Source organism: Galbibacter sp. (genome assembly GCF_048266365.1).
GTDB lineage: Bacteria > Bacteroidota > Bacteroidia > Flavobacteriales > Flavobacteriaceae > Galbibacter.
This window is the reverse complement of the sequence record NZ_JBLWZP010000007.1, coordinates 177,041-198,161: the sequence shown is the minus strand read 5'-3', so window position 1 is coordinate 198,161 and position 21,121 is coordinate 177,041. Positions and strand designations below refer to the sequence as shown.

General features: G+C 37.5%; 18 protein-coding genes and 1 pseudogene. 11 read left to right on the top strand and 8 right to left on the bottom strand.

Features of this window, described 5'->3' with window-relative positions:
• Nucleotides 1-10 precede the first annotated feature (10 nt).
• Nucleotides 11-1,660, bottom strand: a complete 1,650-nt coding sequence (locus ACN0TV_RS12015) for a DUF4270 domain-containing protein (protein ID WP_417363159.1) — start codon at nt 1,658-1,660, stop codon at nt 11-13.
• Between the two features lie 15 nt (nt 1,661-1,675).
• The gene (locus ACN0TV_RS12010) at nt 1,676-2,485 is read right to left on the bottom strand and encodes a glycogen/starch synthase (protein ID WP_417363158.1); all 810 of its coding nucleotides are present in this window, start codon (nt 2,483-2,485) and stop codon (nt 1,676-1,678) included.
• Nucleotides 2,486-2,593: 108 nt separating this feature from the next.
• On the opposite strand from ACN0TV_RS12010, the gene panC reads away from it, so the two are divergent.
• Genes panC through ACN0TV_RS11990 form a run of 4 tightly spaced genes read left to right on the top strand, consistent with a single transcriptional unit; the run spans nt 2,594 to nt 5,952 of the window.
• Nucleotides 2,594-3,442 (top strand): pantoate--beta-alanine ligase, encoded by an 849-nt coding sequence (panC, locus tag ACN0TV_RS12005; protein ID WP_417363157.1) that lies wholly within the window; start codon nt 2,594-2,596, stop codon nt 3,440-3,442.
• A 12-nt stretch (nt 3,443-3,454) separates the two neighbouring features.
• The gene (gene panD, locus ACN0TV_RS12000; RefSeq protein ID WP_417363156.1) at nt 3,455-3,805 is read left to right on the top strand and encodes an aspartate 1-decarboxylase; all 351 of its coding nucleotides are present in this window, start codon (nt 3,455-3,457) and stop codon (nt 3,803-3,805) included.
• Nucleotide 3,806: 1 nt separating this feature from the next.
• A complete protein-coding gene (locus tag ACN0TV_RS11995; RefSeq protein ID WP_417363155.1) occupies nt 3,807-4,772 on the top strand; it encodes a lysylphosphatidylglycerol synthase transmembrane domain-containing protein in 966 nt (321 codons plus the stop codon).
• Between the two features lie 34 nt (nt 4,773-4,806).
• Nucleotides 4,807-5,952 carry an alpha/beta hydrolase gene (locus ACN0TV_RS11990; protein ID WP_417363154.1) on the top strand — a complete coding sequence of 382 codons (1,146 nt, stop codon included), beginning with the start codon at nt 4,807-4,809 and terminating at the stop codon, nt 5,950-5,952.
• Nucleotides 5,953-5,954: 2 nt separating this feature from the next.
• Here the strand turns inward: ACN0TV_RS11990 and ACN0TV_RS11985 are convergent, their stop codons facing one another.
• The 5 genes from ACN0TV_RS11985 to ACN0TV_RS11965 form a co-directional block, all read right to left on the bottom strand.
• Nucleotides 5,955-6,974 (bottom strand): LacI family DNA-binding transcriptional regulator, encoded by a 1,020-nt coding sequence (locus ACN0TV_RS11985; protein WP_417363153.1) that lies wholly within the window; start codon nt 6,972-6,974, stop codon nt 5,955-5,957.
• 245 nt (nt 6,975-7,219) lie between these two features.
• On the bottom strand, nt 7,220-8,194 hold the full coding sequence (locus ACN0TV_RS11980; RefSeq protein ID WP_417363152.1) for an acyl transferase: 975 nt from the start codon (nt 8,192-8,194) through the stop codon (nt 7,220-7,222).
• Nucleotides 8,195-8,293: 99 nt separating this feature from the next.
• Nucleotides 8,294-9,802, bottom strand: coding sequence for a hypothetical protein (locus ACN0TV_RS11975; protein ID WP_417363151.1), 1,509 nt, complete (start codon nt 9,800-9,802; stop codon nt 8,294-8,296).
• 176 nt (nt 9,803-9,978) lie between these two features.
• The gene (locus ACN0TV_RS11970) at nt 9,979-11,919 is read right to left on the bottom strand and encodes a hypothetical protein (RefSeq protein WP_417363150.1); all 1,941 of its coding nucleotides are present in this window, start codon (nt 11,917-11,919) and stop codon (nt 9,979-9,981) included.
• Nucleotides 11,920-11,959: 40 nt separating this feature from the next.
• Complete coding sequence (locus ACN0TV_RS11965) at nt 11,960-14,749, bottom strand: TonB-dependent receptor domain-containing protein (RefSeq protein ID WP_417363149.1); 2,790 nt, start codon at nt 14,747-14,749, stop codon at nt 11,960-11,962.
• Nucleotides 14,750-15,006: 257 nt separating this feature from the next.
• Between ACN0TV_RS11965 and ACN0TV_RS11960 the strand changes: the two genes are divergently transcribed.
• From ACN0TV_RS11960 to ACN0TV_RS11950, 3 genes and pseudogenes are all read left to right on the top strand, one after another.
• Complete coding sequence (locus ACN0TV_RS11960) at nt 15,007-15,693, top strand: response regulator transcription factor (protein ID WP_417363148.1); 687 nt, start codon at nt 15,007-15,009, stop codon at nt 15,691-15,693.
• Between the two features lie 150 nt (nt 15,694-15,843).
• Nucleotides 15,844-16,314: pseudogene (locus ACN0TV_RS11955) on the top strand (histidine kinase dimerization/phospho-acceptor domain-containing protein); the annotation flags it as partial.
• Between the two features lie 189 nt (nt 16,315-16,503).
• The gene (locus tag ACN0TV_RS11950; RefSeq protein ID WP_417363188.1) at nt 16,504-16,824 is read left to right on the top strand and encodes a sensor histidine kinase; all 321 of its coding nucleotides are present in this window, start codon (nt 16,504-16,506) and stop codon (nt 16,822-16,824) included.
• On the opposite strand, the gene ACN0TV_RS11945 is transcribed toward ACN0TV_RS11950, so the two are convergent.
• Complete coding sequence (locus tag ACN0TV_RS11945; RefSeq protein WP_417363147.1) at nt 16,783-17,844, bottom strand: glycosyltransferase; 1,062 nt, start codon at nt 17,842-17,844, stop codon at nt 16,783-16,785. The genes ACN0TV_RS11950 and ACN0TV_RS11945 overlap by 42 nt on opposite strands.
• Before the next feature lie 70 nt (nt 17,845-17,914).
• Between ACN0TV_RS11945 and trmB the strand changes: the two genes are divergently transcribed.
• From trmB to ACN0TV_RS11925, 4 genes are all read left to right on the top strand, one after another.
• Nucleotides 17,915-18,601 carry a tRNA (guanosine(46)-N7)-methyltransferase TrmB gene (trmB, locus tag ACN0TV_RS11940; protein WP_417363146.1) on the top strand — a complete coding sequence of 229 codons (687 nt, stop codon included), beginning with the start codon at nt 17,915-17,917 and terminating at the stop codon, nt 18,599-18,601.
• Entirely contained in the window at nt 18,589-19,239 is a 651-nt protein-coding gene (locus ACN0TV_RS11935) for a LysE family transporter (RefSeq protein ID WP_417363145.1), read from the top strand. The genes trmB and ACN0TV_RS11935 overlap by 13 nt, the downstream gene beginning before the upstream one ends.
• Nucleotides 19,240-19,279: 40 nt before the next feature.
• Nucleotides 19,280-19,606 carry an MGMT family protein gene (locus ACN0TV_RS11930; protein WP_417363144.1) on the top strand — a complete coding sequence of 109 codons (327 nt, stop codon included), beginning with the start codon at nt 19,280-19,282 and terminating at the stop codon, nt 19,604-19,606.
• Between the two features lie 376 nt (nt 19,607-19,982).
• Nucleotides 19,983-21,110, top strand: coding sequence for a P-loop NTPase (locus tag ACN0TV_RS11925; protein ID WP_417363143.1), 1,128 nt, complete (start codon nt 19,983-19,985; stop codon nt 21,108-21,110).
• Nucleotides 21,111-21,121 lie beyond the last annotated feature (11 nt).

Here is a 21,121-nt window from a genome sequence, read left to right as displayed (position 1 = left end):
TAAAATTGGTTTATTTTTCAGGTTCAGTATAGTATATTTCTAATTTAAGTTTTTTATCACTTTCATTACTAGGAACATTACTGCCATATAGAACTGTCCCTTGAAAATTAGGTATACTGGCTTGGGGAACTTTTATTAAACGTGTATCGGACTCTAATATTGCAGAAACATTCGCAACATTCAAGATACTACTGGTGGTGCTTAACCCGAGCTTTATATTTAAAGAATCTTTTTTTATGATATCATTGATATAATTTGTGATTCTAAACTTATAACGAGGTCCGATACTATTTTCCTCATCCAATCTTCCATCGAAGATAGCATAGCTAGTAGAATCGACCCCGGTATTCTGGCTTAAATCCACGGTATAGTCGACCAAATGCCGTTGATTTTGATAATCGTATAGGTAAATGCGTTTTGGAAGCGTTGCTGAGGACCCCTGAGATATTGCCGATTCATCCACGTAAAATACCAAACTCGCTTCGTTGATTAACCATCCTTTAGCTTTGGCTTCCTGAAGCTGATTTAAGGCATCTCCACTTCCATTTGAAATATCAATCTCAACTATGGATCCAGCACCCCCTTGAACATAGAGTCTAGAAGCATCTTGGTTGTTAAATTGATCAGCAATTGGTTGTGGATACGGATCTTGTTGGAAATAGTTTACTTTATTGGTACTATTAGCACTAAGTGCTAGTTTCATTGATTTCTCCGAGACTATCGCTGCTCCTTCACTATCGGTATCATCGTAGTTATAGTGAATCTCAACATATCCATTTGCAACATCAAGTAACATTGCCAAATCCTTGTTTGGGGATTCCATACTTACGTATATTCCTCTTAAGAATTCTTGGAAATTACTAACACTTAACAAAGGGCTTTTCCCTTCGTTATTGAGGATTTTTTCCTGGAAAAACTGCTTGTCCAACGGAATACGAAGTCTTGGTGTCAATCGTTCAGAAGGTACTTCGGATTCATCCTCATCCGGTGTATCCGGATCATCAACATTATCAAAAAAGAGCAATTCATCTTGGTCTATTGTTAAATCTCCATCATAGAGTACTGTCGATATGAATGGAGTCGGATCTTCGTTCGAATAATATTCTTTAGCTTCTTGAAAATTACTTTCAGGATCCAACACTCTTAAATATTTAGTATACTCATTGACCTTCAAATTGAAGGTAGCATTTCTATCCCCAAATATTGAATCTACCCTGAAATCCTTAGGACTAGAAGAATCATCGCTAATGGTATCACTTACAAGGGTACTGTAGAATGGGATATGAAGATATACCTCGGTAACCATTTCATTTTCTTGCTTGCCGGATGATGCGTCTTCATTTTCCTGTGAAACATCTCCAATGGTTGGGTTAGGATTTGCAAGTGAAAGTTGAGAAGCAAAAGATGCTTTTTGAGCTCCGAAAACCGGATGCTCGTAATCTGCCAATTTATACCCCCTCAAACCATCTGTCCTTACAGCTGATAATTTTCTGTTATAAGCCATTACATCAAAACTGATTTTTTTGATGTTAGTAGAGCCATCATCTACAATATCAACTCCAATGGTATTATATTCCCGCTCACAAGCAGTAAAAAAAATAACACCACTCATCACAAGTAGTGTTACTAAAACATTGCTTTTTAAAATATTTTTTATCATCTCGAATCCTCTGGATTAACTTAATACTTTTGTCTCGTAAAAATTTGTATAGGCTTCCTCAAATTCGAAAATAGGAATATGAGGTAGTACGGGTTTGGATAGTGAGTCAATGTGTTTTCTCAAATCCTCCGGTAATTCTTCAGAAGCTACCACAACAGCATCTGAATGATCAACCGCAACTTTTAATAAATTACTGTAGTTAGGTGTCTCTAATGAAGCAACATCTTTCTGATCGATACCATCAAACTTAATCTTATCCAACATCCCCTTATCTAACGTTCCTTCAAAACCTTTGTTGTACACAGAGGTTACAATTTTACTTTCGGCAAAAAGCGGCTCATCAGCGTAGTATTTTTTAAGATACAACGGCAGTAAAGAAGCCATCCAACCGTGGACATGAATAATGTCAGGATTCCAGTTGAGTTTCTTAACAGTTTCTACCACTCCTTTTGCGAAAAAAATAGCGCGTTCATCGTTATCCGGAAATAGATTTCCATCCTCGTCTGAGAACGTTGCTTTGCGTTTAAAGTATTCCTCGTTGTCTATAAAATAAACTTGAATTCTTTCTTTCGGTATAGAGGCTACCTTGATTATCAAAGGCATATCCATATCGTTGACTACTAAGTTCATTCCGGATAGTCGAATTACTTCGTGTAATTGATGCCTTCTTTCATTAATGTTTCCAAATCTGGGCATAAAGATTCGTATCTGTCCACCTCTATCATTCACCATCCTAGGACTCTCATAAGCCATCGACGAAACCTCGTTTTCAGGCAAATAAGGAACCATTTCAGAAGCGACAAATAATACTCTTTTGTCTGTCATATAATCTATTTATTACTTTCAACTAAAGGTTAAAGCATGCAAAAATACAAAAAATATGCCTAATTCGTTTAATTTATATAGCTTTGCAGGCTGTTAATTTTAAAACTGATGCACGTTTTTAAACAAAAAGAAGCATTAATTTCTCAGCTGAGCGCAGAGAAAATCAACTATAAAACCATCGGACTAGTCCCTACTATGGGTGCGTTACACAAGGGACACATCTCCCTAGTTTCACGTGCATTAATGGAAAATGACGTTGTTGTAGTTACTGTTTTTGTCAATCCAACGCAATTTGATAATCCTACGGATTTAGAGAAATATCCCAAATCACTAGACAAGGATATTGATTTACTCGAGGAGCTTAAAGGACAAGTGATAGTTTTCGCACCTTCAGCAGAGGAAATGTACCAAGACAACATAAAATCTGAAAAATTCGATTTTGACGGTTTGGAGTTTCAGATGGAAGGCAAATTTAGACCTGGGCATTTCGACGGCGTTGGTACCATAATCAAAAAACTTTTTAGCATTGTAACCCCAGACAGGGCTTACTTTGGAGAAAAGGACTTTCAGCAACTTCAGATCATCAAGAAACTGACAGAAAAAGAGCAGTTAGATGTGGAGATTATAGAATGCCCGATTACCAGAGAAGACAGCGGTTTGGCAATGAGTTCAAGAAACGAACGTCTTCCGGAATCCATAAGAAAGAAAGCTGCTTTTATATACCAAACTATCACTAAGGCTAAGGAAAATTTCAGTTCCCAAAGCATTCAACAGACGCTAGATTGGATCTACGAACAATTTGAAAATCATGAAAATTTCGAGTTAGAGTATGCAGAAATTGCTGATGAAAAAACGCTAAAATCTGTTAAAACCAAAAAAATTGGTGAGCATTATCGTTTATTTGTGGCTGTATACGCAAATGAGATACGACTTATTGATACAATTGCTTTAAATTAATAACTTTGTAGCATGCAAATTGAAGTAGTAAAGTCCAAAATACACAGAGTAAAGGTCACAGGTGCTGACCTTAACTACATAGGTAGTATCACAATCGATGAAGCGCTGATGGAAGCTGCAAATATCATTGAAGGAGAAAAGGTTCAAATCGTCAATATAAACAACGGTGAGCGCCTGGAAACCTACGCTATTAAAGGAAATCGAAATAGCGGGGACATCACCCTTAACGGCCCAGCCGCGAGACGCGTCCAACGCGGAGATATCATAATCATCATCGCTTATGGCACACTTGATTTTGAGGAAGCCAAGCACTTTAAACCTTCCATTATTTTCCCTAACGAAAATGACAATTCTTTAAAATAAGGTGAATTCCAGATTAAAAAACATACTTAAAAAGACTCTCCCACTATTGTTGGGAGTTTTTTTAATCGGTTATTCGTATTCGATAACCTCTGCCGAGGATCGCGAGAATATCGTAGAAGCTATCAAAGAAGCTAACTACTTCTGGGTTATCATATCACTCTTATTAGGATTCTTAAGCCATCTCTTCCGAGCAATTCGCTGGAATTTATTACTAAAACCAATGGGGTATCAGCCGCGATTGATCAACAACATCATGGCAATATTTACCGCATATTTGGCCAATTTAGGAATCCCTAGATCCGGTGAATTATTAAGAGCAACCACTATTAGCACCTATGAGAACGTCCCTTTTCAAAAAGGATTTGGAACCATCATAGCAGAGCGCGTCCTTGATGTGGTTATGTTGCTTTTAATTGTCCTAATCACCGGAATCTTACAAACAGAAATTATTCTTGACTATTTTGCTGCCAAGCAAATAAATTTTGTCAAACTCATCACAGTGGGTGTCGGATTACTTATTTGTGGAAGTCTATTTCTGTTTTATATAAAGAAAGCAAAGAGTGGAATTTTGCTAAAAATAAAGCATATCGTACAAGGGTTAATCGAAGGCATAAGCAGTATATTCCAAATGAAGAACAAAGGCTTGTTTTTAGTCTACACCATTGCCATTTGGGTTTTGTATATCGCCATGTTCTGGGTGGTTAAATTTTCCATACCGGAAACAGCACATCTTCCAGTCAGCGCCATTTTAGCTGCGTTTGTAGCAGGAGCTTTTGCCATGACTGCAACTAATGGCGGTATTGGCCTATACCCTATTGCCGTGAGCAATATTCTATTGATATACGGTGTCGATAAAACTGCCGGGGATGCCTTTGGTTGGATCATGTGGTCCTCTCAAACAATAATGGTCGTACTCTTTGGAGCGCTATCATTTCTTTTCCTTCCGATATTAAATAAAAACAAATAATTTCATATCTTTCCCATACCAAATCTTATGTATCATGAAAAAGAATGCCCTCCTAAGCATTTTCCTATTGCTATGCACCTACCTTAGTGTTGCTCAAGTTACCACAACCACTATCGAGTCTATTAAACTCGCTGAGAAAAGAAACATCCGGCTTTATGTCCCAGAAGATTATAGCGCCGAAAAAATCTACCCACTTGTCGTAGTTTTAGACGCAGATTATTTGTTTGACATCACTGTCGGAAACGCTAAATTCTATGCCCATAAAGACAAAATGCCGCAATGCATCATTGTAGGGATCGATCAAACAGACAGCAGATATGAGGATTGTTATTTCAATCCAGACAGTGGATTTCCAGACAAGAAAGGGAATAAGTTCTTTGAATTCATCACGATGGAGCTCATTCCTATGGTGGATAAGAATTACAACTTAGCCAACTTTAAAGCAATTGTCGGACATGGAGTAACGGCTAATTTTTCAAATTACTTTTTATTTAAAAAAGCACCCGTTTTTAATGCTTACATAGAACTATCTCCTTCCTTTGCTCCTCTAATGGAAAGTAAAGTTCCTAAGCGATTAAGCGAAATCCAGCAAATGGTATTCTACTATTTGGCCACTGCAAATGAAGATAATTTTGAAAACCAACAACGCATTCAAGTTTTTCACAATCAATCTAAAGGATACAACAACGACCAACTGCACTACTATTACAGCAATTTTGAAAATGCCGACCATTATTCCGTTGCTTCTTTTGGAATCCCGGTCGCATTGGATCAATTCTTTAAGGTTTACAAACCGATCAGCGTTAAAGAATACAAGGAAGAAATACTAGCCTACAACGGTCCGGTCATCGAATACTTAACCGATAAATACACCACTATCGAAACCTTGTTTGGATTCAAAAAACAGGTGAGTTTAAATGATATGATGGCCATCTATGCGGCGTCTAAAAAGAAAGAGGACTTAGAATCTATTCATGAGTTGAGCAAAATTGCCAAAGCTGAATACCCCAACACCATGCTGGGATTCTTCTGGGAAGCAGAATACCTAGAGCAATTAGGCGAACCCAAAAAGGCCCTTCGAACCTATGAGAAAGCCTTCGGTATGAGTGAAATTGATTTTGCGACCAAAGATTTGGCACTTGAGCGCATGGAGGCACTTAAGGCTGATTTTGGCTGGTAGTCTTAAAGTGTTGATTCTCTTTTTACCAGACTGGATTTGATGATTTCTGTAACAAAAGGTCTGTTTTCATAATCAGGATCCTCAAGGCGCTTGATCAACAGATCTGCGGCCTTCTCCCCAATCTCTTCACCACCTTGACTTACAGTAGTAAGTGACGGGCTACTGCTTATGGAGATTATACCATCGGTAAATCCAATTATGGAGATATCTTTAGGCGCAGATTTCCCCATTTTCTGGGCTATTTTCATCGCAGAAACTGCAAAAAATTCAGTGACCCCGAACACGGCATCAACGGTATGGTTTACCAGTAATTGTTCAATGACTTCTGATCCCCCATAAGGATCTTCTACTTTGACAATTAAATTATCATCCACCGGGATTCCGTGATCTTCCAGTGCCTTACGATATCCTTGAGTTCGTAAATTACCAACACTCATATAATCAGGCATACCGATTAAAGCAATGTTTTTACGACCTGACTCTATCAAATAGGTAACGGCATTGTATGCGCCTTGGAAGTCATCGATAATAACCTTATCGCATTCCACTTGATCCGTTACCCGGTCAATCATCACTACCGGCATTCCCTGGTTAATTACCTCCTTAATATGGTGGAAATCCTGTTTGTTTTCAGTCCCCATTGAAAGCGACATGATAAAACCATCTATACTTCCGTTGGCTAACATCTGCATATTGATCACCTCTTTATCAAAGGATTCGTTTGAAATACAGACGATAACATTATAGCCCTTTTCGGTAGCCAATCGTTCAATTCCTGTTATAACCGAGGAGAAGAAATAATGCACAATTTCCGGAAGGATAATTCCGAGATTCTTGGTTTTTTGATTCTTCAAACTCAAGGCAATATTATTTGGCTTGTAATGATGCTCCTTGGCAAATGCCTGTATAATCTCCTTTGTTTTTTCACTAATCTCCGGGCTGTCTTTCAGCGCTTTGGAAACTGTAGAAATAGAAACATTGAATCGTCTCGATATTTCTTTTAGCGTTATTTTTTGCCTCATTATCCTTATCCTTTAATGCGAAATCAAAATTAAGCTTTTTATCGTATCCACCGCAATATCCCGATAACATTACTGCATTATTGATAATTTTAATTAAAATGATATTTATTTTAACGAAACATCAACTAATACCTTACAGGCTGTAAAACCTACTAAAAGCTCCTTAATGTAAATATACAGAATGTTTTTTTGAAGTGTCAACCATTACGTATCACATCCTTATAGCCAGGTAACAATACCTTGAATTAAAGCACCATTAAATTACAACCCCTGATATCAGAGTGATCAAAGCGCCCGATAACCTCAAAGCCCTCCCCGTGAAGTTTCCCCAAATCTTGGGTTGCAATAAACGAACAGGAATTCAGATTGGCCAGATCGACAATATTCAATCCTCCAGATTTACCAGCAGGCAGTAAACTTAAAGGATCCTCAGGATCCCTAATGAGAATTTTCATCCATGGCGGGCACCCAAACACACCATCATCTTTTGAATAGGCCTGTGAAAGTAGTTCGGTCATTCCGTATTCTGAGTGAATACTATCCACTCCAAAACCGTGACAAAGCATTTGATGTAATTCATTTCGGATAAGCTCTTTTCGTCTACCTTTCATACCACCGGTTTCCATGATTATGGTATTTTTCAGATCGAACTTATGTTTTTCAACGAGGTCCAATAAGGCAAAAGACACCCCTATAAGCAGCACTTTTTTGCCGGAATTATCCAACTCCTTTAATTGGTAGGCGAGTTGATCAATGTTGTGCAGATAAAAGCCACTTTCTTTTGCACCTGACTGCTCAATCATGTCATTAGCCATATAGATCAATGAGGAGCCTGTACGCTCCAGATAAGAAGGTAATAGGGCTAGAACAGTATAGTCTTTGATGTCGTCGTAGAAGTGGGTAAATCCTTGTCTAAAACTTTGCTTATACACCCCCAAATCAGTGACGTAATGCTTACTGGTCACGCTTCCCGTGGTACCGCTGCTAGAAAAAATTATATCCTCGGCATCCGCAGAGCAAACAATCTTTCGGGATTTAAAAAATTCGATAGGCAAAAATGGAATATCAGATACAGCCGTCACTTCTTTAGGTGTTCTACCAAGGTGATTACAAAACTCCTGATAAGTTTTATTTTTCTTATATTGAAGTATAAACACCTCCAAAGCTACTTCCTCGAAGTCATTTGCCGATTGAATATTGAAAATAGCTTGGGAATCCATGTATCCGTTTTATCTGCGCAAAAATAGGGAAATTAGAAAACAAAAAAAACAGTCAGGTTTTTATACAAAAGGCCGTCCCTATATTCTATTCAAAATAATTTAATCCTTAGATATTTTAAAGGTTTTATCATTTGCTTTGATAATATAACTTCCTCCTGGCAAACTTTGTATTACTTCTTCTTCCTCTTCTTTACTTCTTACTGTTTCTGATGAAACTTGGTTCCCCGAAAAATCGTATGCCTCAAGTTGATATGATTTTAAAAATGTTTTGGAGGACGTATTTGTAGAATAAATAATTCCTATGCTATTTATATATTCATAGACACTATTGTTGCTACTTTCAAAAACTACTGAAAAAATAAAATAATACCCTTGACCATTTGAAACGCTTGCAGGACCTATATAGTTATTACCCGGAGTAACGTAGGTTCTAAGCGTAGCTTGACCTCCAGACGAGATCGAACTTACTTCATCATCATCTATGAAATAGTCATTATAGCTATCGAATGTACTGTTGTATGAAAAAAACTTTGCTAAATTAACATTAATTCCCTCACCTCCCGTATTTTCTAAAGTAAATATAAATTCATAATTATTGTTATAACTTAAAGTAGGTGTACTATTAATATCAGAATTATAAATCTCAGTACTTCCATTGCGCAATATTCTTAAATTAGTGATTTCAATATCTGCTAATTCTGATACTGAGCAATCAGCTATAAATGAACTACCAATATTAGAATTATCTATAGTTATTGGCGCTGATGGATTTGAATTATCTTGAGCAGAGGTTACTTCATAATACCTATGTCCAATTCCGGTTCCTCTATCTATATTATAAATCCTACCAACTGTAAGCTTTTGAGAAATATTAATGTTAACTCCCACCGAATTCTCAGTATCATTATTACATTTTGAAGCCTCTGCTTCTTGTTGTGTTTGTCCTCTATATTTAATTACATGGTATTTCCCATTATTATCACATGCATCAATAATCCCGTCATTATCCGAATCCGGGAATCTAACTGGAGACATAGAAGAAGTATCTTCCAACATATCGTCTTCATCAGAAGAATCATAATAATATGAAAATTTGAGATAATAATATCCTGGTGGATAGCTATTTAAACTTCTGTCTACATAATAAACCCTATCAGATGTTAAAGGTTCGAGTGTTAAAATGTCAACTTTAGCATCATTAGTATTAGTTGCTATATTACAATATTCCTGTTGAGCCTGCAAGGCTGTGTTACCTAGGTAATAAAACCGATGATACTTATAAGTATATGTACATATATCTTGTACAGTTATCGTAGCTCCATTTATTGTATAGTCTTGATCACTGGTACTAGTATCATGTGAATATGTAACAGCCCAAAGCATAGTTCCTTCTCCAAAGTTGTAATAAAATGTTGTTCCAACTGGAAGTCTGTCTTCTATAAGAATATTCAATTTACGATCTAAAGTAGATGTTGTTCCATTTAAACAAAAATCCTGTATTGAAGAACCATTTGTGTATACCCTTTTTACCCTATGGTATTTTTCGGTTACCTGTGCGGCAACATTAGTGGTACAAAGAATAATTAACAATAAAGTAATTTTTTTCATGATTTAAAGATTTAGGATTTAATACTTGAAATTATAAAAAAATCCTTGTCTAAAAGAACCCCATTTATGAATTAATTGTTAGGAAATAATAAATAAAAACCCCTATCCGAACAATGTCAGATAGGGGTTTCTATATATTATCTATTGGTTATTAACCTTCTTCGAGGTGATTTGAATTATAAAGAAGCATTAATCCAAGACCACCCAGTTATATCAACCTGAGTTCCAGCGGTATAATCACCAGCTGGATCAGCAACAGCACCATCTATTTGTACATTAGAAAGAGCTCCTCCATCAACCATATCCACCTGAGTTGCATAACCACTCAAGTATAGGTTAGTAATGCCAGCTCCGGACTGCTTCTTGAATTGAAGTGCCGTACCATCAACTGTTGAAATTGCCGTAAAGTTAACCAACTGAGGATCATTGTTGATACCATCAGCCTCAAGGGCAGTAGAAAATCCTGCAACAGTATGTGAAACATATGTATTGGTAACCGTACCATTCCAACCTTCTGTCCAGTCAACCGCATCATCTTCATTGTTTTCCAAATAAAGATTAGTAGCAGAAACGGTTCCTCCGAAGAATTCAACCCCGTCATCTGCACCATTCTTAACTGCTATATTTTCAACAGTTGTACCTGAACCAACAGCATAGAAAGAAACTCCGTTATACTGAGACTCTGAGTTAATCTGAGCTCCCGTCCCAATAATAACCAAGTTAGTTATGCTACCAGAACTATCGGTATCGTCAGTTCCTCCGTAAACAAATCCTCCAATTTCTGCAATTGCGTCAACGCCTTCAGTAGTGGTTGCATTACCACAGATGGTCAAACCACCCCAATCTCCAGGTTGAGCCGTTTCCGAAGCCATGACAACAGGGTTTTCAGGAGTTCCCTGAATATCAATTTGTCCGCCTTTAAGTACTGCAATATAAACTGAAGTTCCACCGGAGGCAGCTGTAATTTTAGTACCAGCAGGGATAATTAATTTACCACCATCTTTTACAATAAAAGATGAATTTAATTTATATGATACAGATGCATCCAAAGTAACCTCTGATTCTAATACACCCTGTAATACATCTTCCGAAATCGTTGTACCAGATTTAACCCATGCAAATGCACTTACATCCACAGAGGCTTCAGTTGTATAACTCGAATAAGGATCAGCATCAGCACCTTCTATTTGAATATTAGTCAAAGCACTATCATCTGGTCTATCTATAGAAGTTGTATACCCGATTAAAGATAATCCAGTAATAGTAGCACCGGACTGCTTTTTAAACTGTAAAGCTGTTCCACCGGTAGTTGATACTGCAGTGAAATTGATAATTTGAGGATTGTTATTATCACCGTCGGCTTCGATAGCAGTTGAAAATCCTTCAATAGCATGCAACACATATGTGTTTTCTACCGTTCCATTCCAACCTTCTGTCCAGTCAACTGCATCATCCTCATTGTTTTCTAAATATAAGTTTGTTGCTGACACAGTACCTCCGAAAAATTCAACCCCGTCATCAGTACCATTAAGGATTGCTACATTATCTATGGTAGTTCCTGAACCTACTGAATAAAGTGTAAGACCATTGTATTGAGATTCAGGCTTGATCTGTGCCCCGGCGTAATTAATAATAAGATACTTGATAGAACCAGAATTATCAGTATCGTTAGTTCCCCCGTATACAAAACCACCGACCTCAGCAATAACATCTAATCCTGCTGTAGTAGTCGCATCTCCTAAAATAACTAAACCTCCCCAATCTCCTGGAGTTTCATTAACAGAAGTCATCGTAACAGGATTTGCTGCAGTTCCCTGGACATCAATTTTAGCCCCTCTGTCAATAGCTATATAATGATCTGTTCCAGTCTCAGAAACGATTTTTGTTCCAGCAGGAATGGTTAAAGTAGCTCCCCCGGTTACAAAGAACTCCCCTGCTACTGTATATTGAACAGTCGGATCCAAGGTAAGGTCTTCATCTATAGTACCAACAAGGGCGTTATTAGATGAAGGTGGTGGAGTTACCCCCGAGTCATCATCGCTACTACAGGAAGTAGTTATGATAAGCGCACAAACCACAGTAAGAAATAGTGATAATTTAATTAATGATTTTTTCATGATTGCTAAATATTAAAAATTAATTTAAGAGTTTCAGTTTTTAAAAAGTATAATTAATACCGAGACTTAAAACAGCCCCGTTAGAGTACGAACTGATAACCTCCTCGGTTTCAATGCCAGTTGTACTAGGTCTAATTTTTTGAGTTCTTTTTATTTCAGGATTCAATAAATTCTGTCCGGTTAATCTAAGCCCCCAATGCTTATTGAACTGTTTACTTATTACGGCATCAAGCAATAAAAAACCCTGCTCTATAATAGCATCGTTATAGTAAGTCTCGCTTTGGGTCTGAATAGTTGGAGCGCCAAGGGCATACACCTTATCCGAAGCATAACTTGCGATTAAAGCTACATCAAAAGGATTCTCTGAATTCGTTGAGAAATTAAGACTTCCGTTAAAAATCCAATCTGAAGCCCCTTGTAACTTGGTCTCCGTTATTCCTTTATATCTAAAGGTTCTTACAAAATTCCCATCCTCATTGTATATTTCTTTAAGATCCTGATTATGCCACATTCTGGTAGCATTAAGATTGAGATCCAAGCCATACCCCTGACCTTCCTCAGGTTTAATCAGATTAAGTCTGGTTTCAAATTCCAACCCATAAACATTAGCCCGTTCAGCAGAATTAAAATAAGAAAACACTCCAGCTGATCCTCTGTCCAAAACTTTGTTTATTGGATCATTAATCTGTTTGTAAAATCCGGTTAATGAAATCAGTTGGGTCCTGGAAGGAAAGAATTCCCACTTTAAATCATAATTATAATTTGTGGATGCCATTATATCAGGATTCCCTCTAGTCACCTGTCCTGTAGGAGACACATACTCAAACGGCGCTATTTCCTTAAATTCAGGTAACGTAATGGTTCTACTAGTTGCAAAACGAAGACTGTGCTTCTCTCCTAAGCTGTATTTTAAGTTTAAGCTCGGATAAAAATTATCATACAAATTATAAGATTCTCCTAGCCTTCCTGGAATATTCCCGACATTATATGCCACATTTAACTTATCATTCTGATACCTTACTCCTAGATTAACATTGAGGTTATCCACCTCGATATTAAAGTTCGCAAAACCAGCTATAGATTCTAATTCTCCTTCATAGGTATCCGCTTGTAGTTCATTGTATATCAAATGACCTCTTTCAAAATTATCATAAGTAAAAATACTGGACATCTCATCTACCGAAGTAGGGTGTACTACATTTTTAACACGTTCATATACTCCGTAAAACTTTGAATAAAAGTCACGCTTCTTGTTCCTGTAACTCGCACCAAAACTTAGACTCTGTGTATTCCCTTCCTCTCTAGAAAAGTAAATAGCATCTTTAATTATGGCATTAATCTCGTTGTCATCAATCTCCTGTTTGGATTTTCTTTGTTGGAACCCACCAGTTCTTCCCAACTGAACAAAGCTGTCCTGCATATCGACATTTAGCTCATTTCGTATACGATTTGGTTGATCGGCATTGACCAAATTGTATCCAACCCCCCAATCAAGAGTATTATTCTCAGTCAATTGGTGTGTGCCAAAGAGTTGATTAACCCACAAATTTGTTTGTATAATGTTCTGATCTCGAATAAACTGAGATAAGCCTTCAGCCGGAGCTGTTTCTTCAAAAATTGACGCCTCACCATTGCGTCCTCCCTCAAACACTGCATCGTTAAGTTTATTAATAAATAAACTATTGAATTTCAACTTATGCTTGGTGTTTAGACTATAATTAACGTCTAATAACCCGGTTGTATTAATAGTCTTGGAATAAGTGGTTGCATCCGTAATTGAATCATCAATGAAATTTGAGTCGTATTGTCTAAACAAGCCTTCTCTGTAGTTGTGTTTTGAAGATTGATATCCAGTAAAAAGAACCTTGAGCTTTTCTCCTATTCTTTTTCCTGCAGTAAGTGTGTATTGGTAATCAACAGGAGCATTTACTTTTTCAGTATCCCAACTTTGTCCTATAATTGATCCTTCTGAAGCTCCGGATTCAGTGTAAACCCCTAAAACTACATCTCCTTTGTTAGCTGTTGCCCTAAAGTTGTCAAAAACCCCACTTTTAGTGACATTGGTATTTACACCTCCCTTGACTCCTAAACTCAATTCAGAATCTCCCACTAGTTCTCTGGAAGAAACATCTATATTACCCGAAGACTGGTCTGCAGACTGGTCTGTCGAATAGGTTTTACTAATTCCAACGTTTTGGATTATACTTGTAGGAAACAAACTTAAATCGATATTCTTACGTTCAACATCATCTGATGGGATTGGCATCCCGTTTAAGGTTGTGTGCAAATATCTATCCCCAAGTCCTCGAACAAATAAATCTCCAGAAGCTTCACTGCTGGTTACCCCGGAAATTTTAGTTGTTGCCGTGGCAACATCCGATACCCCCAATTTAGATAATTGTTGGGCTCCTATACTTTCCTTAATCTCAATAGCTCTTTTCTGTTCCAAAAGGAGAGCCACTTGAGAATCCCTTCTAACAGTAGTTGTTACTACTACTTCATCTAGACTTACGCTGCCTGCTCCGATTCCAGTGTTGAGCTCAGTTACTTTGCCGGCTTCTACTTTGATATTTGGAACCTCAAGGGTTTCATAACCGATAAAACTAATAACAATGGTATAGGTGCCCGGTTCAACGGTGCTGATTTCATACAAGCCGTCTATATCTGTAGTAGTTCCTTTTGATGTGCCTTTAATTTGCACATTAGCAAACGGCAGTGGACCATTATTCATCTCTTTGTCCGAGATTATACCAACTACTGATCCAGTAGTTTCCTGTGCGCTTATAAGGGCGCATGTGAACAGTAATACAACTGTAAATAAATGCCTCATTTTTTAATTTTAATTCCGTTGCAAATAAACGAGGGTTATCCAACTTTAAAGTTACCTTCGAGTTAAAGATCAACAAGCGTTATGTTACCATTTGGTTATCATATTAAATGAATGTTAAGTGCTTTAATTATTTAATATTATCTTTACTTTTGGGCTGTAATAATCGAAGTCATAGTTTTTTAAATGTTTTAAAATCTTTGGGTTAGATAGCAGCTATAAACTGTATATTACTGTTTTAATCAAATAATAATATTGCAATGAAAAAAAGAGAAATTAAGATCCTCTTAGTAGATGATGAGCCGGATATTCTGGAAATCGTTGGGTACAACTTATCCTCAGAAGGATACAATGTGACCACTGCGAAAAATGGAAATGAAGCCATCGCTAAAGCAAAAAAGGAAAGACCACATCTAATTATTCTAGATGTTATGATGCCTGAGATGGATGGTATTGAAACTTGTGAACATATTCGCAAATCGCCAGAATTAAAAGACACCATTATTACCTTTTTAACAGCCAGAGGAGAAGATTATTCTCAAGTAGCTGGGTTTGATGCAGGTGCAGATGATTACATCACCAAGCCGATTAAACCGAAATTACTCATCAGCAAGGTCAAAGCCCTGCTTCGACGACTTAAAGATGAGGAAGGCCCAGCAGAAAGCATAGTACACGTTGGAAACATTACCATCAATAGAGACGAGTACAAAATCGTACAGTCCGGTAAAGAATTAATACTTCCGCGAAAGGAGTTTGAATTGCTTTCCTTATTAGCTAGTCGTCCCGGAAAAGTTTTTAAAAGGGACGAAATATTAGATAAGGTATGGGGAAATGAAGTGATTGTTGGAGGGAGAACCATCGATGTACATATCAGAAAATTAAGAGAAAAGATCGGAGATGACCATTTTAAAACCGTCAAAGGAGTGGGTTATAAGTTTGTCTTATAGCCAGCGATATATACGACGAACAAAATATAGAGTTGGCTCTGAAATAACATTAAATAAAAAGCTTAAACAGCATCTTTGAAAACCAAATTAAAAAAGTCATACCGCTTTGCACTGCGTTCCTCAGGCATTATTTCATTTTGTGTTTTATGCATGTTACTGCTTTTACACTACCTGAATTTAAACGGGTTTTGGTTAATTTTCACAATTGTGGTCTGTCTATTCATCCTCTCTTTTATTGTACTCCAATACAGAGTGGAGCGCTTTATATACCGAGGAGTTAAAAAGATTTACGACGATGTGTCTTTATTAGAATCTACTTCATTCCAGGATCAACCGGTGACTACGAATATGCAGACCCTGACAGAGGAGATCGAGAAATTCGCTAACAATAAAAAGGTTGAAATTGAAACCCTTAAGATTCGTGAAGGGTATCGCAAGGAGTTTTTAGGAAATATATCCCATGAACTCAAAACGCCGCTCTTTACCGTACAGGGCTACATTCTAACCCTTTTGGACGGCGCCATGGAGGATAAACATATTCGAAAAAAATATTTAACTAGGGCGAGTAAAGGTGTTGAACGGCTCATATATATAGTGAGAGATCTGGATATGATTACGCGCCTAGAAGCAGGGGATTTAAATTTGGAGTTGGAAAACTTTGATATTATTGAGTTGATACAGGGTGTCTTTGACATGATGGAGATGAAGGCACATAAAAAAGACATCACGCTGACTTTTGATACCGTATACAAGAATCCTATAATGGTTTATGCGGACCGGGAACGCATACAACAGGTCGTATCTAATCTTGTGGTAAACTCTATAAAGTACTCCAAAGAATCAAGTACAACGGAGGTTAGTATAGAGGATCTGGTCAAGAATAAAATCATTGTTCGTGTTACAGACAATGGAGAGGGAATAGAAAATCAATACATTCCGAGGTTATTTGAACGCTTTTACCGAGTAGATAAAAGCGGGAGCCGAAAAGAAGGAGGCTCAGGTCTTGGTCTGGCCATTGTAAAACACATTATAGAGGCGCATAAGGAGAAGATCTATGTGGAAAGTGTGTTTGGTGTTGGTTCAGAGTTTTCATTTACCCTGGAAAAGACCAAAGAAAGTACTAAGGTCTAATTCAGAATCTACGGCACTTAGGCCTTTAAAGTCTGAGACACGTTCCAACATTTTAAGTTCGAACTGCTCTTGTTTACAATAAGGCACCAGGTTTTCTTGTTCCAATCGCTCCGCTAGATATTCTTGCTCATACTGTCCGGGAGTTGGTATAAAAAAAGCGCGCTTACCCAGTTTTGCCAAGTCTAAGACTGTTGTATATCCAGAGCGTGACAGTACCAGTTTACTTTGATTAAAGGCCTTTTCAAGCTGCATAGTGTTCATATAATTATAAACGAGGATATTGTTTTTTTGTGTGATTTCTTGCTCGGCTTCTATCTTGCCCTTGATGAAAATGACCTCACCGGTGTAGCTAGTGAGCTGTTCCAATAATTTAGACTCCAGCATAGATCTTTGGGGTTCTGGACCAGAGATCAATACCATTAAATCATATATTTTTTCGTGATCCAATGTATTTAATCGACTCAAGGCTCCAATGTATTTTACTTTAAGATCTTCCTTAGCTAAATGCCCTAATCGGCCACTTAAGTTTGGATTTCCTTTTACATCCGGCACCCAACACTCATCAAACTTTTTGATGACTTTTTGATGGACTTTAGAACTAAACCAAGTGGTCGTACCGGTAAGCACATTTAATTGATGGGTGATAAATACAGAAGGCACCTTTTTGCATGACACACCCAAACGATTATCAGATATAATACCACAGATACCCAAGCTTTCTACTAATTTTTTGGTTTGACGGTTCTCTGCAGTTATGGCTTTTAATATTTTAGGCGTATCCCACAGCATCTTTAGCTTAAAATACCTTGCTTTTTCTGCATATTGAATTTTGTAGGATGGAAATTCAACAAAGCGCAGCTGAGGAAATTCCTTTTTCAACAAGGCAAGAGCATCGCCGTCGGAAGCAATGATAGGCTCTAAACCATGATCCAAAAGCCCCCTTATAATGGGTATGCATCGTGTGGCATGGCCTAAGCCCCAATTTAAGGGTGCAACTAGAATTCGTTTTCTATTATCCATAACTTCAAAAGAACAAAATTTTTCACTGTGAAAGATTTCCTTAATTTTGCCAAATAATTAAATAATTGTAGTGGGAAGTAAAAACAAGTTAAAGCGATTTAGAGAAAATGAAACATTTTCTAACGTTATCCAACCCAGTCGAGAGGATTTGGTCAATGGGGATTTTGCATTAAAAGGACATTGGAATAAAAACTTCTTTCACAATGACAACCCGATTATTTTGGAGCTGGGTTGTGGGAAAGGTGAATACACCGTAGCTCTGGCTAAAAATAATCCAAACATAAACTACATCGGCGTAGATATCAAAGGTGCACGATTTTGGAGGGGTGCTAAAACCGCCGTAGAAGAAAACCTGAACAATGTCGCCTTTATCAGATCGCAAATAGAACTTGTAGAATATCTTTTTGGAGCCGAAGAGATTCTTGAAATCTGGATTACCTTCCCTGATCCACAAATCAAGTTTAAACGCACCAAACACAGACTTACCAACCTGGAGTTTTTAAACCGATATAAAAAAATACTACACGACGATGGTTTTATCCATCTTAAGACGGATAGTGAGTTTATGCACGGTTATACCCTTGGCTTATTACATGGACTCAATTGGGAGATTTGCTATGCTAATCACCACATTTATCGCAACGAAGGAAGCCCAAAAGAAGCCACTTCTATACAAACATTCTACGAAAAACAGTATCTTGAACAACATAAGCCGATTACATACCTAAAGTTTAAACCGAAAGAATGTCGCATTTAATTATACTCTTCTTCGCTACTTTTTCAGCTTCCTCAATGGCAATTGTCTTTCCAGGACTAGTCAATATCACGGCTGCAAAGACCAGCGCAAAGAAAGGTAAAACCAATGGTATTGTATTTGCGATAGGCGCCTCTATAGTGGTATCCTTACAGGCATATTTAGGGGTTCTCATCTCAAAATATCTCTATAAAAATCCCTTTGTAATAGATTTACTCCTAAAAATTGCCTTGGTGGTTTTTGCATTTTTCGCGATATACTTCTTCATACTTGCCAAAAAGAACAAGCATAAACACAAGCATAAGGTTAGAGAGATGACTATTGAAAGCAATAGAGTTCGCACCTTTTTTAAAGGCATGCTTATCGCAGCTTTAAATGTACTCCCAATCGCCTACTTCTGTGGGATGAACGCTGCTTGGAACGTATCAGGCTGGATTAAATTTCAGCTGTGGGACATCTTAGTGTTTGTGATAGCATCCGGTGTAGGCACCTTCGCCATGCTTTATATGTATGTGTTTTATTTTGACAAACTCGAGAGTAAGACCAATAATTTTTCCAGGTATTCTGATTATATCTTAAGCGGTTTGATGGGCTTGTTATTGATTATCACTTTAATTCGTCTGTTTTATATCACATATTAAGTTTCAAAATCCCAAAGGAACTTTGTAATTTCACCAGCATATGGAACAAAACTTTTTTCAACGCGTTTATGAAGTAGCAAGAAGCATCCCTTATGGTCGGGTGACTACCTATGGTGCAATTGCAAAATATTTAGGCACTGCGAAAAGTGCGCGCATGGTAGGATGGGCGCTAAATGGAAGTAGCGTTAAGGAGGATGTTCCGGCACATCGCGTAGTAAACCAAAAAGGAATACTGACCGGAAAACATCATTTTCAGGGCACCAACCTAATGCAACAACTTCTGGAAAGCGAAGGCATACCAGTAAAGGACAACCAAATCCAAAATCTAGGAAACTACCTTTGGGATCCTTCTAAGGAATTACTTTAAAAAGATTAGCACAATACATGCTAGGGGTATTCAAGCTAGGTTGTCCTAATTTACCCATTAAAAACACACCATTTTGATTTACTGGTTATTGTGATCGATTATATAGTGATAAGCAGTTCCAAAAAATAGAATTTTTTAGGTAATATTTCATCAATTTTGATCTCCTAAAACAGTAATTTGCCTTTCATTCTAAGCCTGTACAATTAATCTACAATTACTCCCCAAATAATATTTAATGTGTATCTTTGTAATTTAGAATGAGTTTAAAAAAGGAATTCTACATATTCATTAAAATACACCATTTCCAAATTGAATTTCCATAGAGGTTCGCTTTTAACTCATCGCTTTAGAATAAAAATTGCTGAATTATAAGTACATGAAAATTAACAAGACAGAAGTTTTACAAGCTTTAGAAACTATATCCGCCCCGGGAGAAGGTAAAAACATGATTGAAAGTGGTGCTGTAACCAATGTCATGGTTTTTGGGGATGAAGTGGTTGTCGATATTACCATCAACAATCCTAGCCTTCAGGCCAAAAAGAAAACAGAGGTTGAAATCTTAAAGACCATTCACGATAAAGTATACCAAAAGGCCAAAGTAAAAGTCAATATTAAGGTAGAGGTTCAAGAAAAGCCTCAGATTAAAGGTAAGGAAATTCCAGGAATCAAAAACATTATTGCAGTTGCTTCCGGAAAAGGAGGAGTCGGTAAGTCTACCGTTACTTCTAACTTAGCTGTAACCTTAGCAAAAATGGGATTTAAAGTTGGTCTGCTGGATGCTGATATTTACGGACCTTCTGCCCCAATAATGTTTGACGTGGCGAACGAAAAACCAATGGCAGTTAATGTTGATGGCAGATCCAAAATGAAGCCGGTTGAAAATTACGGCGTAAAAATTCTTTCTATCGGGTTTTTCACCCAACCGAATCAGGCTGTAATATGGCGTGGACCGATGGCTTCAAAAGCATTAAATCAAATGATCTTTGATGCAGCTTGGGGGGAATTGGACTTTCTAGTTTTGGATTTACCTCCCGGAACAGGTGATATTCACCTGAGCATTATGCAATCCTTGCCTATCACAGGAGCAGTAGTTGTTAGCACACCTCAGCATGTAGCCTTGGCAGATGCTAAAAAGGGAGTGGCCATGTTCCAACAAGAGAGCATTAATGTTCCTGTATTGGGGATTATAGAGAATATGGCGTATTTTACGCCAGACGAATTACCTGACAACAAGTATTACATCTTTGGTAAAGAAGGAGCCAAGAACTTAGCAACAGACTTACAGGTACCGTTTTTAGGAGAAATACCACTGGTTCAAAGTATTCGCGAAGCTGGTGATACAGGGAGACCTGCAGCACTACAAAATGACACGCCATTTGACGATGCGTTTACAGTATTGACTCAAAATATAGTACAAGAGGTAGTAAGAAGAAATGACAGCCTACCTGCTACAGAAGCCATAAAAATAACAACCATGGCAGGTTGTTCGGCCGTTAAAAATTAATCAGTTTAAAA